The sequence below is a fragment of the Streptomyces durbertensis genome, from assembly GCF_014156695.1.
Taxonomy (GTDB): domain Bacteria; phylum Actinomycetota; class Actinomycetes; order Streptomycetales; family Streptomycetaceae; genus Streptomyces; species Streptomyces durbertensis.
Map to the genome: position 1 here is coordinate 1 of NZ_WMLF01000111.1, position 13,921 is coordinate 13,921.

The 13,921-nt window shown below is 72.5% G+C and carries 12 protein-coding genes; 6 read left to right on the plus strand and 6 right to left on the minus strand.

Annotated features, from left to right (window positions below; translation table 11 throughout):
- The coding region (locus tag GL263_RS10200) for a phosphatase PAP2 family protein (RefSeq protein ID WP_323379332.1) at positions 1-640 on the plus strand (640 nt) is incomplete at its 5' end.
- Here GL263_RS10200 and recQ read toward each other — a convergent pair.
- From recQ to GL263_RS10230, 6 genes are all read right to left on the minus strand, one after another.
- Positions 624-2,807 carry a DNA helicase RecQ gene (gene recQ, locus GL263_RS10205; protein ID WP_228456364.1) on the minus strand — a complete coding sequence of 728 codons (2,184 nt, stop codon included), beginning with the start codon at positions 2,805-2,807 and terminating at the stop codon, positions 624-626. The genes GL263_RS10200 and recQ overlap by 17 nt on opposite strands.
- A gap of 94 nt (positions 2,808-2,901) precedes the next feature.
- Positions 2,902-3,987, minus strand: coding sequence for a C40 family peptidase (locus tag GL263_RS10210; RefSeq protein WP_182855290.1), 1,086 nt, complete (start codon positions 3,985-3,987; stop codon positions 2,902-2,904).
- A 70-nt stretch (positions 3,988-4,057) separates the two neighbouring features.
- The gene (locus GL263_RS10215; RefSeq protein WP_182855291.1) at positions 4,058-4,540 is read right to left on the minus strand and encodes a poly-gamma-glutamate biosynthesis protein PgsC/CapC; all 483 of its coding nucleotides are present in this window, start codon (positions 4,538-4,540) and stop codon (positions 4,058-4,060) included.
- Positions 4,537-6,438 carry a poly-gamma-glutamate synthase PgsB gene (gene pgsB / locus GL263_RS28335; protein WP_323379333.1) on the minus strand — a complete coding sequence of 634 codons (1,902 nt, stop codon included), beginning with the start codon at positions 6,436-6,438 and terminating at the stop codon, positions 4,537-4,539. The genes GL263_RS10215 and pgsB overlap by 4 nt, the downstream gene beginning before the upstream one ends.
- A 6-nt stretch (positions 6,439-6,444) precedes the next feature.
- The gene (locus GL263_RS10225) at positions 6,445-8,676 is read right to left on the minus strand and encodes a HAMP domain-containing protein (protein WP_182855292.1); all 2,232 of its coding nucleotides are present in this window, start codon (positions 8,674-8,676) and stop codon (positions 6,445-6,447) included.
- A 230-nt stretch (positions 8,677-8,906) separates the two neighbouring features.
- Positions 8,907-10,163, minus strand: a complete 1,257-nt coding sequence (locus GL263_RS10230) for a CapA family protein (RefSeq protein WP_182855293.1) — start codon at positions 10,161-10,163, stop codon at positions 8,907-8,909.
- A gap of 128 nt (positions 10,164-10,291) precedes the next feature.
- Between GL263_RS10230 and GL263_RS10235 the strand changes: the two genes are divergently transcribed.
- From GL263_RS10235 to GL263_RS10255, 5 genes are all read left to right on the plus strand, one after another.
- Positions 10,292-11,179 (plus strand): hypothetical protein, encoded by an 888-nt coding sequence (locus tag GL263_RS10235; protein ID WP_182855294.1) that lies wholly within the window; start codon positions 10,292-10,294, stop codon positions 11,177-11,179.
- A 62-nt stretch (positions 11,180-11,241) separates the two neighbouring features.
- Complete coding sequence (locus tag GL263_RS10240; protein ID WP_182855295.1) at positions 11,242-11,736, plus strand: peroxiredoxin; 495 nt, start codon at positions 11,242-11,244, stop codon at positions 11,734-11,736.
- A gap of 149 nt (positions 11,737-11,885) precedes the next feature.
- Positions 11,886-12,065, plus strand: a complete 180-nt coding sequence (locus GL263_RS10245; protein WP_182855296.1) for a hypothetical protein — start codon at positions 11,886-11,888, stop codon at positions 12,063-12,065.
- A 16-nt stretch (positions 12,066-12,081) separates the two neighbouring features.
- Positions 12,082-12,783, plus strand: coding sequence for a hypothetical protein (locus tag GL263_RS10250; RefSeq protein ID WP_182855297.1), 702 nt, complete (start codon positions 12,082-12,084; stop codon positions 12,781-12,783).
- Positions 12,780-13,859: a DUF6895 family protein gene (locus tag GL263_RS10255; protein ID WP_194377323.1), complete on the plus strand. Its 1,080-nt coding sequence runs from the start codon at positions 12,780-12,782 to the stop codon at positions 13,857-13,859. Before GL263_RS10250 ends, GL263_RS10255 begins: the two co-directional genes overlap by 4 nt.
- The last annotated feature ends 62 nt before the right edge of the window (positions 13,860-13,921 follow it).

The following is a 13,921-nucleotide window of genomic DNA, read 5'->3' on the forward strand; positions in this document are numbered from 1 at the left end:
GTCCCCCGCCGCGTCGTCCGCGACCCCCGTGCCGTCAGGCGGGACCGGCGGGCCAGGCGGCGCCACGCGGACGAAGACGTTCGCACGGCGCGTCACCGACGGCCTGGAACCGAAGAACTGGATCATCGCGCTCACCCTGCTCGTCGGGTGGCGGGTCGACGGGCTGGCGGGTGTCGGCTGGGGCGCGTTCGGCGCGTTCTTCGCCGCCGTGCTGCCGGTCCTGTTCATCCGGTACGGCATCCGGCGCGGCCGGTGGGCCGACCGCCACGTCGGCGTGCGCCGGCAGCGGCTGGTCGTGATGGTCTTCATCATCACGTCCGTGCTCACCGGGACGCTGCTGATGCGGCTGCTCGGCGCCCCCGCGGAGATGACCGCGCTGATCGCCGCGATGGTCGCCACCCTGGTGGTGCTGATGGCGATCACCGTCGTCTGGAAGGTGTCGGTGCACGCCGCCGTCTCCGCCGGCAGCGTGCTGATGCTCGCCCTTGTCTACGGGCCGTGGCTGTGGCCGGCGGCCCTCCTGGTCCCGCTGGTCGGCTGGTCCCGGGTGGCGCTGCGGGACCACACGACGGCGCAGGTGCTGGCCGGCACCGCGCTCGGCGCGCTGGTCGCCGGCGTCACCTTCACCCAGCTGAGCTGACGTCCGCCGCGCCGGCGCCGGCGTCGCCGTCCGCCTCGGGCTGCGGCTCGCCGTCGGGCCCGGCGGCCAGCACCGCGAGGATGCCCTCGCCGTACTTGGCCAGCTTGTTCTCACCCACGCCGCTGATCCCGCCCAGCTCCTCCAGCGTCGTCGGACCGCTGACCGCCATCTGCCGCAGCGTGGCGTCGTGGAAGACCATGTACGCCGGGATGCCCTGCTCCCGGGCGGCCTCCGCGCGCCACGCCCGCAGCCGCTCGAACAGCGGCTCCAGCTCCGGCGGCAGGTCGGCGGGCGCGCCGGAGCGGCGGGAGGAGTCCGGGCGGGCGGCGCGCGCCGGCTTGGCGCGGACTTGGTCCCGCCGCAGCGGCACCTGCCGGCGGCCGCGCAGCACCTCTTCACTGCCCTCGGTCAGCACCAGCGTGCCGTACTCGCCCTCCACGCCGATCAGCCCCTGCGCGAGCAGCTGCCGCAGCACGCCGCGCCACTCGGCCTCCTTCAGCTCCGCGCCGACGCCGAAGACGCTCAGCCGGTCGTGGTCGAACTGGATGACCTTCGCCGTCTTCCTGCCCAGCAGGATGTCGATGATCTGCCCCGCGCCGAACTTCTGGTTGCGCTCCCGCTTCAGCCGGACGACGGTCGACAGGATCTTCTGGGCGGCCACCGTGCCGTCCCAGGTCTCCGGCGGCACGAGGCAGGTGTCGCAGTTGCCGCAGGACCCGGGCGCGGACTGGTCGAAGTAGGCCAGCAGCCGCGCCCGGCGGCACTCCACCGTCTCGCACAGCGCCAGCATGGCGTCCAGGTGCGCCACCAGCCGCCGGCGGTGCGCCGCGTCGCCCTCCGAGCCGTTGATCATCTTGCGCTGCTGGACGACGTCCTGCAGCCCGTAGGCCAGCCAGGCCGTCGACGGCAGCCCGTCACGCCCGGCGCGGCCCGTCTCCTGGTAGTAGCCCTCCACGGACTTCGGCAGGTCCAGGTGCGCGACGAAGCGCACGTCCGGCTTGTCGATGCCCATGCCGAAGGCGATCGTCGCCACCATCACCAGGCCGTCCTCCCGCAGGAAGCGCGACTGGTGGGCGGCGCGGGTCCGGGGGTCGAGGCCCGCGTGGTAGGGCAGCGCCTCCACGCCCTGCTCGGTCAGGAAGCCCGCCGTCTTCTCCACGGAGGCCCGCGACAGGCAGTAGACGATGCCCGCGTCGCCCTTGTGCTCCCCGCGCAGCAGGTCCAGGAGCTGCTTGCGCGGCTCGACCTTGCCGACGATGCGGTACTGGATGTTGGGCCGGTCGAAGCTCGCCACGAAGTGGCGGGCGCCGGTGAGGTCGAGCCGGGTGGCGATCTCCTGGCGGGTGGCCTCCGTGGCGGTCGCGGTCAGCGCGATCCTCGGCACGTCCGGCCAGCGCTCGTGAAGCTGGGAGAGCATCAGGTAGTCGGGGCGGAAGTCGTGGCCCCACTGGGCGACGCAGTGCGCCTCGTCGATCGCGAAGAGCGAGACGCGGCCCCGGTCCAGCAGCCGCAGCGTGGCCTCGTTGCGCAGCCGCTCCGGCGCCAGGTACAGCACGTCGAGCCGGCCCGCGACGAACTCCGCCTGCACCAGGCGCTGTTCGTCGACGTCCTGGGTGGAGTTCAGGAAGCCGGCGCGGACGCCGAGCGCCCGCAGCGCGTCCACCTGGTCCTGCATGAGGGCGATCAACGGCGAGATCACCACGCCGACGCCGTCCCGCACCAGGGCGGGGATCTGGTAGCAGAGCGACTTGCCGCCGCCCGTCGGCATCAGCACCAGCGCGTCGCCGCCGCCGATCACATGCTCGACGATCTCCCGCTGCTCGCCCCGGAACTCGTCGTAGCCGAAGACGCGCCGCAGCACCTCGGCCGGGTCCCGCGACGTCGGATCCCCCGGGGACCCGCCACCGGCGCCCTCGTCCGCCCAGGCGACGTCCTCGGGCGTCGGCCCCCCGTGGGCCGCCTCGGGGCCGGCGTACGGGTCGCCGGGGGCGTCGCCGTGGGGATCGCCGTACGGCGGCGGCTCGTACGGCTCGTCGTACGGGTCGTACGGCGGCTCCTGCGGGACGTACGACTCCGACTCCCAGGGCGCGGCGGGCCCGGGCACCCCGGCGCCGTCACCGCGCGTCGACGAGTCGTCACCAGACGTAGAGGAAGCCACAGAACCCATGCCCGCAATGCTAGGGGTGTCCACTGACACCCCGAACCGTTCCGGCCATTTCGCGGGATCCGGACGGCCCGGGGTGCGCTTGGCACCGGACGGGTCAGAGGCGCTTGGCGCTGCGCAGGGCGGTCGCGTAGTAGCCGTTGCCGTCGAGGCGGGAGGCGCCGCCCTTCTCGCCGATCGTCGGGCCGTTGACCTCTTCCCGGCTGGAGATGAAGATCTTCGCCCCGTCGGTGTCCGGACCGAGGTAGATGCCGACGTGGTCCAGACGCTCGCCGGTGCGCGCGTCGAGCCAGAAGAACACCAGGTCACCGGGCTGCAGCACGTCGATCGACTTCGGCCGGTCGTAGCGCGGCCCCTTGCCCGTCAGCGGGATGATGTCGGCGCCGAGCGAGGAGCGGGCCATGCCGTTGGCGGTACGCGGCAGGCCGTCGCCCGCCCGGTCGTTTGCCATCAGCGGGTAGCGGGCCCGGTACCCGAGCACGGTGCGGATGAAACCGGAGCAGTCCATCGCCCGGTAGCGCCGCGCCTCGGGCTGCATGGTGGTGCCGTCCCGGAAGGTGTACGGGATGCCCAGGTAGTCGTAGAAGTCGGACTCCTCCAGGCGGAGGTCGTTGCCCTCCGAGCCGTCCGGGTTCAACGGGCCGAACTCGGCGTCACCGGCGTACTTGATGCCCTCGTCGTCCACCTTGACCGGCGCGCCCGGCGTGTACTGGAAGGCGATCGCGAAGATGTCGTCCTCCTCGCTGCCGAAGTACTCGTTGAACCAGTCCTTGAACCACTTCTCCTTCTCGGCGCCCTTGGTCCACGGCTCCGGCATGAACCGCACCCAGTTCTCGGTGACGACCCGCGACTTGGTGTTCGCCGGCTCGCTGAACGTGCGGCTCGGGCCGGTGAGCGTGGCGGTGCGGGCGCCGTCGGTGAAGGTGGCCAGCACACCGCCGTCGCCGTCGCGGAGCACCGAACGGGCCGGGTTGTCCAGCCGCTCCCACACCCGCTCGCCGCTCTCCCGGGACGCGTTGGACGACTTCAGGTTGGCGACGTCGGTGACGGCCTGCACGGCGGGCGCCTTGGCCTGTTCCTGGTCGCGGAGCGCCACCGTCAGGTAGGCGCTTCCCGCCAGCAGAGCGAGGACGGTGGCGGCGTGCAGGATCGGACGGGACTTGCGCTTGGTCGGGGCGCTCATACTTATCGGCTCCAGTCGCTTCCGGTCGTTCGGCGGGGTCTGTGGGGGCGGGATCAGATGGTGGTGGGCGTCAGGCCGTCGGCATCAGGCCGAGCAGGATGCCCGCGGTGAGGACGACGTAGGTCATGAGGGTCACCGAGCCGGTCGCGAGGATCGTGGCGCCCTTCGGCTGCCGCACGAGCTGGTACGCGATGAGGCCCGGCACGATGAACCCGAGGGTCTGGTTGCTGTACAGCAGCGGGAACTCCTGCTGGAGGACGATCGTCAGCGCGCCCTGCAGGACCACGCCGATCAGCACGACCGTCGCGAACAGCCGCTTGCCGTAGAGGATCACCACACGCTGCACGCCGAGCGTGCAGACGTAGGTGAGGACGGTGACGCCGACGACCATCGCGGCGTGCTGGAGGTCCTCCACCAGCGTCAGCGCGAGCCAGCCCGGGGTGATCATGCCGCCGGGGGACAGGTTGGTCGTCAGGTAGCAGACCAGGGAGAACACCAGGCCGAGCGCGATACCGATCGCGGCGATCTCTGGGGTGAGGACGGCGGGGATCAACGGTGGTCTCCTGGGCTGTGCCTGGGCTCTGGCTGTTCGGGCGCTTCTGGCTGCTGTGCGGGGTGCCGCGGCGGCCGGCCGGGCGGCTGCGCCTGGTCCGGTCGCCGGGGCTGCGGGAACTGTCCGGTCTGGTGGGCCTGGCCGAGCGACTGGACCCGGCCGGGCTCCGGCGCCTGGCCGGTCCGAGGACCGCCGGCCTGAGGGCTGCCGGCCTGCGGCGGTTCCTGCCCCGGCGGGACGGCCCAGCTGGGCCGGGAGCGCTCTGCCGCGCGGATGTCGTGGATGTCCGGGTAGGGCGCGTACGGGTCCCGGTACGGCTGGAAGGGCTGCCGGGGAGCGGGCGGCTGGCCGTGGCCCGGGTGGTCCGGACGGTCCTGCGCGTCCTGCCCGCCGTGCCCGGGGTGGCCGCCTTGCCCGGGGTGGCCGCTGTGGCCGCCCTGGCCGCCGTGGTGACCGCTGCCGCCGTGGTCGGCGTGTTCGCGGTGTCCCGCGTGGGCGTCGTACCCGCCGTGCTGGGGGTATCCGGCCTGCGACCGGACGTCCGCGTGCGGCTCATGGTGTACGGGCGCCTCGGGCGCCGCCAGAGCGGCTTGCTGCACGGTCGTCTCGACGTCCGCCGGACCGCCGTGCGTGGGGCCGCCGTACGCGTCCCCGCCGTGCGCGGGGGCGCCGCCGGCCGGGGCACCCGCCGGGGCGTCCTCGTCCGGGTCCGGCTCCTCGTCGGCGGGGAGTTCCGCGAGGTACTCCAGCAGGTGCTCGCCCTGGCCGTGGATGTTGCCGATGGCCACCAGCGAGGACTCCGGCGCGAGCCGGTCCAGCAGCTCGGCCATGAACTCCTCGGCATCCCGCCGGTCGCCGCCGAGGTCGACGGCCCGCGGCCGCCACTCGGCCGGCATCGCGTCCAGCGCGCTCTTGGTGGGGTGGCCGATGAGGAAGACCGTGTCGGGGGACAGCTCGGGGATGATCGCGCCCATCTGGCCGTTGCGCTCGACGCGGTCGGGGCGGCAGTTGATGACGACGTTCAGCGGCCGCCGCACGGCGCCCAGGTCCAGCAGCTGGTTGATGTTCATCAGCGTGGACTCGGGGTCGTTCGCGGCGAACACGTTGGCGAACCGCAGCCGCTTGCCCTCCGGGGTGCGGTACCGCTCGACGGACAGCACACCGGGGTCCGGCGGCGCGTCGTACATGCCCTGGAGCGCGGTCTGCCGGTCGACGCCGAGCAGTTCCGCGACTGTGAGCGCGATGGCCACGTTCTCCTTGAAGGTGAACCAGCTGAAGCCGCGCAGCTCCTCGTCGGTGACCATCTCGGGGTCGGCGTAGACGAGCCGGCAGTCGCGGGCGTCGGCCTCCTCCTGGAGGATGTGGAAGCGGTCGCTCTCGGCGGTCACGCAGATGCCGCCCTCGGGCATGGACCGGCTCAGCGAGCGGGCCACGTCGTCGAGGGTGGGGCCCATCTCCTCCAGGTGGTCCTCACGGACGTTGCACAGCACGCCGATCGTGGAGCGGATCAGCTTGCTCTGGTTGATCTCCTGGAGCGCCGGCATGACCGCCATGCACTCGATCACCAGCACCTGCGGGTTGTAGGCGGCGGCCCGCCGCACGATGCCGATCTGCTCGACGACGTTGGCGATGCCGAACTTCCGGTAGACCGGTTCCTCGGTGGCGTCGGGATGGATGAAGCGCGCCGCCGTGCCCGTCGTCTTGGCGACGGTGACCAGGTCGCCGCCGCGCAGGGCGCCGGCGCACAGCCGGGTGATGGAGCTCTTGCCGCGGATGCCGTTGACCAGCACCCGCGTGGGTATGCGGTCCAGGTTGGCGAAGTGCCGGCGCTGCTCGACGACGCCGGCCGCCAGCAGGACCAGGCAGCACACCACCAGGACCGAGTAGAGGAAGAGCACGGGTGATCAGTTCCTTCCGGCCGGTACGGCCTGGGCGCCGTCCCGCCTCTGCCGGTCCTGCAACGCCTGCCGGACGAGTTCCAGACTTCGGGCCACGGCGCCGACCTCGTCGTGGTGCCGGGGGAAGAGGACCGTGCGGCGGTCCCCGTCGGCCAGCGCCTCCGCCTGACCGGCGAGCAACCGCAGCGGCTTGGCGACGATGATGTGCAGCCAGCCGAGGCAGGCTGCGGCGGCGGTCAGCGCGAGCAGCCCGGCGAGGACGGTCCGGTTCTGCAGCACGTAGGCCGGGATCGCCATGCCGTTGGGCTTCTGCCAGCTCACGACGCTCCAGCCGAGCGACTTCGCCGGGCCGCCGCCGCTGAACGGCGCGGCTGCGGCGAGCTGCACGTTGTCGCCGTCGCGGAACTGCACACCGCTCGGCCGCGGGTACATGCCGACCTTCTGCGCGCTGCCCTGGACAAGCGAGTCCAGCTGCTTGTTCGGCAGCTTCTTGAAGGGGAGGAAGCCGTTGTTGCCGCCGATCACCCGGCGTTCGGCGTCCACCACCCGCACCTGGCCGAGGCCGGGGCGCTTGAGCAGCGAGTTCAGGAAGTCGGTGCGGAACTCGCCGACGACGGCGGACCCGTCGCGGCCGGGGATCTCGGCGTAGCCGGCGACGACCGGTTCCTTGCCGCCCTCACCGAGCATGACGATGGGCTCGTCGGAGGGCGCCTGACCATCCGGGTGGCGGGGCTTGTGGCCGGTCTTCACGACGACCTGGCCCTTGCCGTCGAGCACGTACAGGGAGCGGTAGCGCTTGTGCTCGTACGCGGTGCGCTCCAGCACGGCCTGCATGTCCTTCGGGTCGGTCTCGTCGCCGATGAGCCGGCCGACGGAGGTGAGGTCGGCGTGGCCCTCGTTGAGCGAGCGGCGTACCCGGTCGCTGATGGTGTCGGTGCGTTCCCGCTGGTCGTCGACAAGCTGCTGGGGGATGACCACCGTGTTCCCGGCCCGGTTCACCAGCAGGGCGACCGGCGCCGCCCAGGCCAGGACCACGGCCGCGCAGAGCACGATCAGCAGGCTCGCGCCGAGCCTGCGGCGCAGCCGGGAGGTCGGCCGCGTGGCGGCCGGCTCGCCGCCGAGCTGGACGCGCAGCCGCTCCAGCGCCTGGCCGATGCGGGCCGTCTCGCCGTACGGCGGCACGGTCACCGGGCGGCGCAGGTCGCCGCGGGCCAGCCGGCGGCTCTCCAGGAAGAGCTTCAGCAGCGGCCGCTGCACGGTGCCCATCAGCACGGCGACCACCACGACGCCGATGAGCAGCAGCGCCCCGGCGGCGACCAGGCCGTACAGCGGGTTGATGCTGTTCGTCGGGTCCTCCATGACCTTCACCATGGAGACGACGGTCAGGCCCAGACCGGTGGCGATGGTGCCGGGGCCCGCCTTGGGCGGCGCGAGGGTGGCGTAGCCGGCGACCGAGCGGTCACCGCGGAAGGTGTCGCCGACGATGCTGCCGCTGATGCCGAGGAAGCCGCCGCTGCCGGGCTCCTTTGTGGTGAGCGGGTGCCGGCTGTTGTCCTTGACCGCCTGCTTGGCGAACGCCTTCAGCTGCCGGTTGGACTCCTTGACCTCGTCCCGCTGGAGGTCGGTGAGGACCTGCTCGGGTTCGGGAATGCCGTCGCTGCTGAGGATGGTGCCCTCGGCGTCGACGACGGCGATGGCCCGGAACTTGCCGAGGCTGATGCCGGGGAAGCGCAGGCTGTTGGTCGCCACGAGCAACTGCTGGGGCTTGTCGTCCCAGGTGAGCAGCGCGAAGGACATGAGCCGGGTCTCGCCGTTGGCGAGCCGGATCATCCGCGGCGCCAGGCCGTCCTTGTCACCGAGCTTGGTGCGGTCGATGGCTTTGAACGGCACGTTCTCGCCGCGCGCGGCGAGGAGTTTGCCGGACTCGATCTCGATGACGGCGGTGCCGCGCCACTTCTGGTAGGTGCTGCCGACCTTGTCGAGCACGGTGTCGGGGGTGGCGGGCGCGCCGGCGCTGAACATGCCGGCGACGCGGCGGAGGTCGGTGACGCCCTCGTCGAGGGAGGCCCGCAGCGCGACTGCGCCGTCCTCGGCGAAGTGCTGCTGCGAGGTGAGCACGGCCTCGGGGAGCGCCTTGTGCTTGACGGAGCCCAGCCCGAGCGCGGTGACGCCGGCCAGCGCCAGCAGCAGCGTCGCGAACACCGCGATCGGCGGTCGGATTCCCCCAAGAAGCGACATGTCGGCCCGTCTCCGGGCCTTGTGCCGCCGCTTCGATTGCGAAGCGGCCACCTTCGTGCTCCCTCTTCTGCCTGGTGTTTCGGCCGGTCCCGCTGGTCGGCGGGGCCGGGTGGTGCGGTGTCGAACGTGTTCGACCCGCTCGCTCACGTGTTGGTTGTGCGTTCGGGCGCGGGTGTGGCCCAGTTCACGAAGTCGGGCGCCGGGCGCCCGAGCGGTTCACGGTGCCGGGCTCATGGCAGCCCCTGGAGTGGCTTCAGGCCGTCCTTGGCCGCTCCCCGGTTGAGCATGGTCCCTTCCGTCCGCTGGAACGCCATGCGGTAGCGGGCGCGCTGCTCGTCGTCGAGCTTGCCGTTCGAGCGCATGGCCTCCGCGACGTCCACGAGCCGGTGCTCACGTTCGGGGGAGGAACCCGGGGCGGGCGCGACGTCCTCGGCGTTCTCCGCCGCGTCGAGGTCGAAGCTGGGGTCGTGCTCTGGCACATCGAACTCCTCGCCGGGGACCTCCACGAGCGTGGGCACGAAGCGCGCCTGGACGTCCCACTTCTCGCCCCGCCGGGTGAACTCGAACCAGCCGATCGCGCCCTCCTCGGTGAGCCCGGTGGGGATGTCGTGGCGGGCGATCTGGTTCCCCAGGCTGTAGGCGACCCAGGTGCCGCTGACCTTCTCCATCGGCTGCACGACGTGCGAGTGGTGGCCGATGACCAGGTTGATGCCGGTCTTGTCGGCGATGCGCCGGGCGAGCTGGATCTGTGAGCCGCTGGGGTTGGCGCGGTTCTCCCGGCCCCAGTGGATGCTCAGGATGACCACCTCGGCACCGGCGGCGCGGGCGGCGCGTTCGGCGGCGGCGATCGCCTTGAAGGAGGTCTTGTTGGCCAGCCAGGGCTGGTCCTCCGGCACCTCGCGCCCGTTGAACCCGAAGGAGAAGGCGATCTGCGCGACCTTCACGCCCTTCACGTCCACGATGAGCGGGGTGTCGGCCTCTTTCTGGCTGCGTGCCGAGCCGGTGTGCTTGATGCCGGCCTCGTCCAGGACGTCCAGGGTCCGGTGCACGCCCTCGGGGCCGTGGTCGAGGGTGTGGTTGGAGGCGGTGGAGCAGGTGTCGTAGCCGACGTTCTTGATCGCGGTGGCGATCTGCGGCGGAACGAGGAAGTCCGGGTACGACTCGAAGGGGCCGGCGGGCTCGCCCAGCACCGGCTCGAGGTGGCATATCGCCAGGTCGGCCTTGCTGATGACCGGCTTGATGCCTGCCATGATCGGCCCGAAGTCGATCGCGTCCTCGCCCTTCTGCCCGGCCGCGGCGGCGTCGGCGCGCGCCTGCTCGGTCAGCTGCGGGTGGATCAGGATGTCGCCGGCGGCGGCGACGGTGAAGGTGACGTCACCCTCGGACGCGGTGTCGCCGCCTCCGAGTACTCCGCAGCCGGTCGCCGTCAGGAGCAGCGCGAGGGCGCCGGCGGTGGTCGCACGTCGGAGGGGGGTACGTCTGGTCACCCGGGTATCTTGCTACGACAATGAGCGCACGGTTCCCAAAAATGATCACAACTTTGATAATTCTGCTGGTAGCGGGCATGATCACGACCGTTTTCGTGACGCTCTTCACGTCCGGACGGAGGGCTTCCGTGGAGTCCGTGCCCCCACCGGCCGGCCAGGTCGACCTCCGCGCGCGCGTCCTGGGCTTTGTCGACGGCATCAGCCGGGACACCGGCTACCGGGCCCCCGAGGAGAGCGAGCGCCGCACCGTCGCGTCCGGCGTCGGGCTGCTGCTCGACGGCCGCCTCGGGTCCGCCCGGGAACGGCTGGCCGAGGCCGACTACCGGCTGCGCGTCCTGACCGACGAGGCCGACGGCCGCCGGTACGCGGAGGTCGCCGACGGTGCCGGTGAGTACGTCCGCGGCTGGGGGCGCGTCTACGTCGCGCTCGACGGCCCGGCCCGCTGGTCGGTGCAGGTGCCCCATCCGATCGCCGACCTGGACACCGAACAACTCGGCGTCGACACCCTGCGCGGCGCCCCCGGCGGCGTCCTTGTGCTCGCCGGCGCCCACCGCAGGGCCGGCGAGGACGGCGAGGCCGACGTCGCCCACCGCCGCGACACCGTCTTCCACGAGGTCACCCGCGAACTCGTCGCACGCGGCCTGCCCGGGGTGCAGATCCACGGCTTCGCCAACAAGACCGTGCCCGGGCGGCACGTCGTCGTCTCCACCGGCGCCGGCGACCACGCGCTGCCGGACGCCCGGGCGTTGGCCGACGGCCTCGCGGCGGCCGGGCTGGACACGTGCCGCGCCTGGCGTTCCCGCTGCGTGCTCGAAGGCCGGACCAACAAGCAGGGCCGGCAGGCGGCCGAGGCGGAAGTGCCGTTCCTGCACCTGGAGTTCAACCGCGACGTGCGCGCCGAGGAGGATCTGGCCCGTCGCGCTGTCGACGAACTGCGGCACGTCGTGCGGCGGTGGGCGCGGGCGGGGGAGGAGTCGGACGCGGAAGCCGGGGCGAAGACCGGCGCGGCGGCGTAGGGGCGGCATAGAGTCGCCCCCGTGTGCCGGCGAAGGCCCACACCGACCCCAGGAGGAACGCGATGGCATCCACGCCCCGAGTCGGCGCTCCCGTCGGCGACTTCACCCTGCCCGGCGGCGTCCTGCGCGGCGAGGACCCCGGACTCTTCGAACGCGGCGACTACTCGACGGCCGACCACCGCGGCCGCCCGCTGGTCCTCGCCTTCTATCCGGGCGACAACACCCCTGTCTGCACCAAGCAGTTGTGCTCCTACTCCAGCGGTCTTGAGGCGTTCGCCGAGTGCGGCGCCGACGTGTGGGGCATCAGCCCGCAGAGCGTCGACAGCCACGAGGAGTTCGCCCGCCGCCACGGCCTGCGGATGCCGCTGCTGGCGGACGAGGACCGCGCCGTCGCGCGGGCGTTCGGGGTCGCCGCCCCCGGCATCGGACTGCGCAGGTCGGTCTTCCTCGTCGCCCCGGACGGCACCCTGCACTGGAAGCACGTCGCCCTGCTCGGCGCCACGTTCCAGTCACTCGACAAGCTCACCGAAAAGCTCGCCGCCTTCTCCGAACGCTGAGCAACGGCGCGGGAATTCCGTACGGACTCCGGTCGGAGGTCGCGGCCTTTTGTTGATTTCCGTACTTCCGGCTGCGGTTGCGACCCCCCTGGTGCTGCGTTCCACTGGAATATGTCAGTGAAACCGTGATCCCTTAGGGGGATGGTGCCATGTCCACTCTGAAGCCCGAGACCAGGGACCTTCAGAAGTCGCTCGAAGAAGACGTCGAAGCGGCTCTCAACCCCGGAGAGGCACAGGGCTACTACCGGGACACCCGGGAGTGCGCGGCGCTGCTGCTGATCGCCGGCGCGGCGCTGCTGTCACCGCCCGCTCCGCGGCCCAAGAAGTGATACGGGACGCGCACAGATGAAAAACCTGTCGGGTGCTGTGTGCGACCTGGCCTCCGAGGTGGTCTCCGTCCTGCGGGACGGGGACCACCGGGCCGTGATCTCCCCCAACGGACAGGGGCCGGACGCCGAACTCGGCGTCGCGGCGGTGCGTGTCCTCGGTGCCGACGTGCTCCTGCCCAGCACCCTCCACCGACATCCCGCGGCGCCGGGTGATCTGCGGCTCGTCCGGGAGGCCGTACGGACCTTCCCGCCCGGCGGCGACGCCTCGGCGTCCACCGAGTGGAGCCACTGGGCGATGCGCGAGGCCCTGCGGCGACACGACCCGACGGCCGCCGCGCCGCAGCTCTCCGGCGCGGCGCCCGACGCCGCCTGGCTCTCCCGGCTGAGCTGGCAGGAGCTGACGCACCAACTCGCGGTACTGGGCGCGCTGGCCGTGCCGCCCGCGGTGGCCGGCCCGTCCCCGGTCGTGGCCGCCGCCGCGCCGAGGACACTCGACCTCGCCCGCGGCTTTGTCCGCGCCGTCCGCCGCCGCGACTGGCTGCAGGCCGCCGGCGCCGGCCGCTGGCTCGCCGTCCTCGACTCCGACACCTCGCCGGTACCCGCCACCCTCGGGCTCGACGCCGGCCTGGACTTCGTCCTGCGGATGGGCGGCGCCGACCCCCGGGTGGCCCTGCACGCCCACGCGGCCCGACTGCTGCGCGCGGGGGCGGCCGGATGACCGCACACACCGCCGGCGCCACGGCGAGGGTCGAGTCCGCCGCGGCCCCGGAACAGGACTACGCCGACTACGCGGCGCACGGCGGCATCGTGCGCGGCGCCCTGGAGTGGGTGACGGCGCACCAGGACCGCTTCGCGCTCCCGGCGGACGTGTCCGACCCCCGCACCGACCTCAACTGGTCGATGAAACCGCTCGGCGAACTCGCCCGCCTCTCCACGTCCATCACCCGGACCGCGCACACCGTCGCCGAACACCTCCACGACGAGGAGTGGCGACGACTCGCGCGGCACGCCCGGGGACTTCTCGACTTCGCCTGGGCGGAAATCGCCGAAGGGCGGGTCCTGCTCGAACTCGCCCGCGCGGAACCCCACGCCACGTATCCGCTGGAGATCTATTCCGCGTTCGCCTCCGCGGGCCTCCGCGACGAGGAGTTCGAGGAATTCACCGGAGCGCTTGTCCGCACCCGCGCCTGGGCGTTCACCGAGCAGCAGCCGAACCGCCGGCTCGGCGTCCTGGCCGCCGAACACCACGCCCGACTGCCGAGCCACGACGACCCCACCGAGGTACTGCGCCGCACCTGGCTCGGCTCCCTCCCCGAACCCTGGACGTTCGACGTCGCCGCCGGCTACGCGCTCACGCACACCGTGTTCCACCTCACCGACTGGGGCGCCCGGCCGGCCGGTGTGCCCGCCGACCTCAACCGGTACCTGCACCACTGGTTGCCCTGCTGGCTGGACACCTGCCTGGAGGACCAGCAGTGGGACCTCACCTGCGAACTGCTGGCCGTCGGCGCGAGCCTCCCCGCGCCCTACCCGCCCGATCGGTACCGCCCGGTGTGGCGGGAGCTGGCCGCCCGACGCGCCGCCGACGGCTCACTCCACGAGGTCGGCCCCGACACCGAAGGCCCCGACACCGAAGGCCGGGACGACGGGCCGCCGGACCGCTTCACCCACCGCTACCACTCCACCCTGGCCGTCGCGTTCGCCGCCGCCCTGACCGCCGCCGCCCTGACCGCCGCCGGGGTCCCGGCCCACGGCGGCCGGGCCACCGCATTCCAGGCAGGAGCCCACCGATGACCACCGTCACCGGCACCGCGCCCGTCGCACTGCTGCACGAGGTCGGTTCCCGGGCCATCGAC

Bases quoted from the DNA above. Each gene is read 5' to 3' on its own strand.
- recQ (WP_228456364.1), bottom strand. From the start codon at position 2,807: ATGGGTTCTGTGGCTTCCTCTACGTCTGGTGACGACTCGTCGACGCGC.
- GL263_RS10210 (WP_182855290.1), bottom strand. From the start codon at position 3,987: ATGAGCGCCCCGACCAAGCGCAAGTCCCGTCCGATCCTGCACGCCGCC.
- GL263_RS10225 (WP_182855292.1), bottom strand. From the start codon at position 8,676: ATGTCGCTTCTTGGGGGAATCCGACCGCCGATCGCGGTGTTCGCGACG.
- GL263_RS10240 (WP_182855295.1), top strand. From the start codon at position 11,242: ATGGCATCCACGCCCCGAGTCGGCGCTCCCGTCGGCGACTTCACCCTG.
- GL263_RS10245 (WP_182855296.1), top strand. From the start codon at position 11,886: ATGTCCACTCTGAAGCCCGAGACCAGGGACCTTCAGAAGTCGCTCGAA.
- GL263_RS10250 (WP_182855297.1), top strand. From the start codon at position 12,082: ATGAAAAACCTGTCGGGTGCTGTGTGCGACCTGGCCTCCGAGGTGGTC.
- GL263_RS10255 (WP_194377323.1), top strand. From the start codon at position 12,780: ATGACCGCACACACCGCCGGCGCCACGGCGAGGGTCGAGTCCGCCGCG.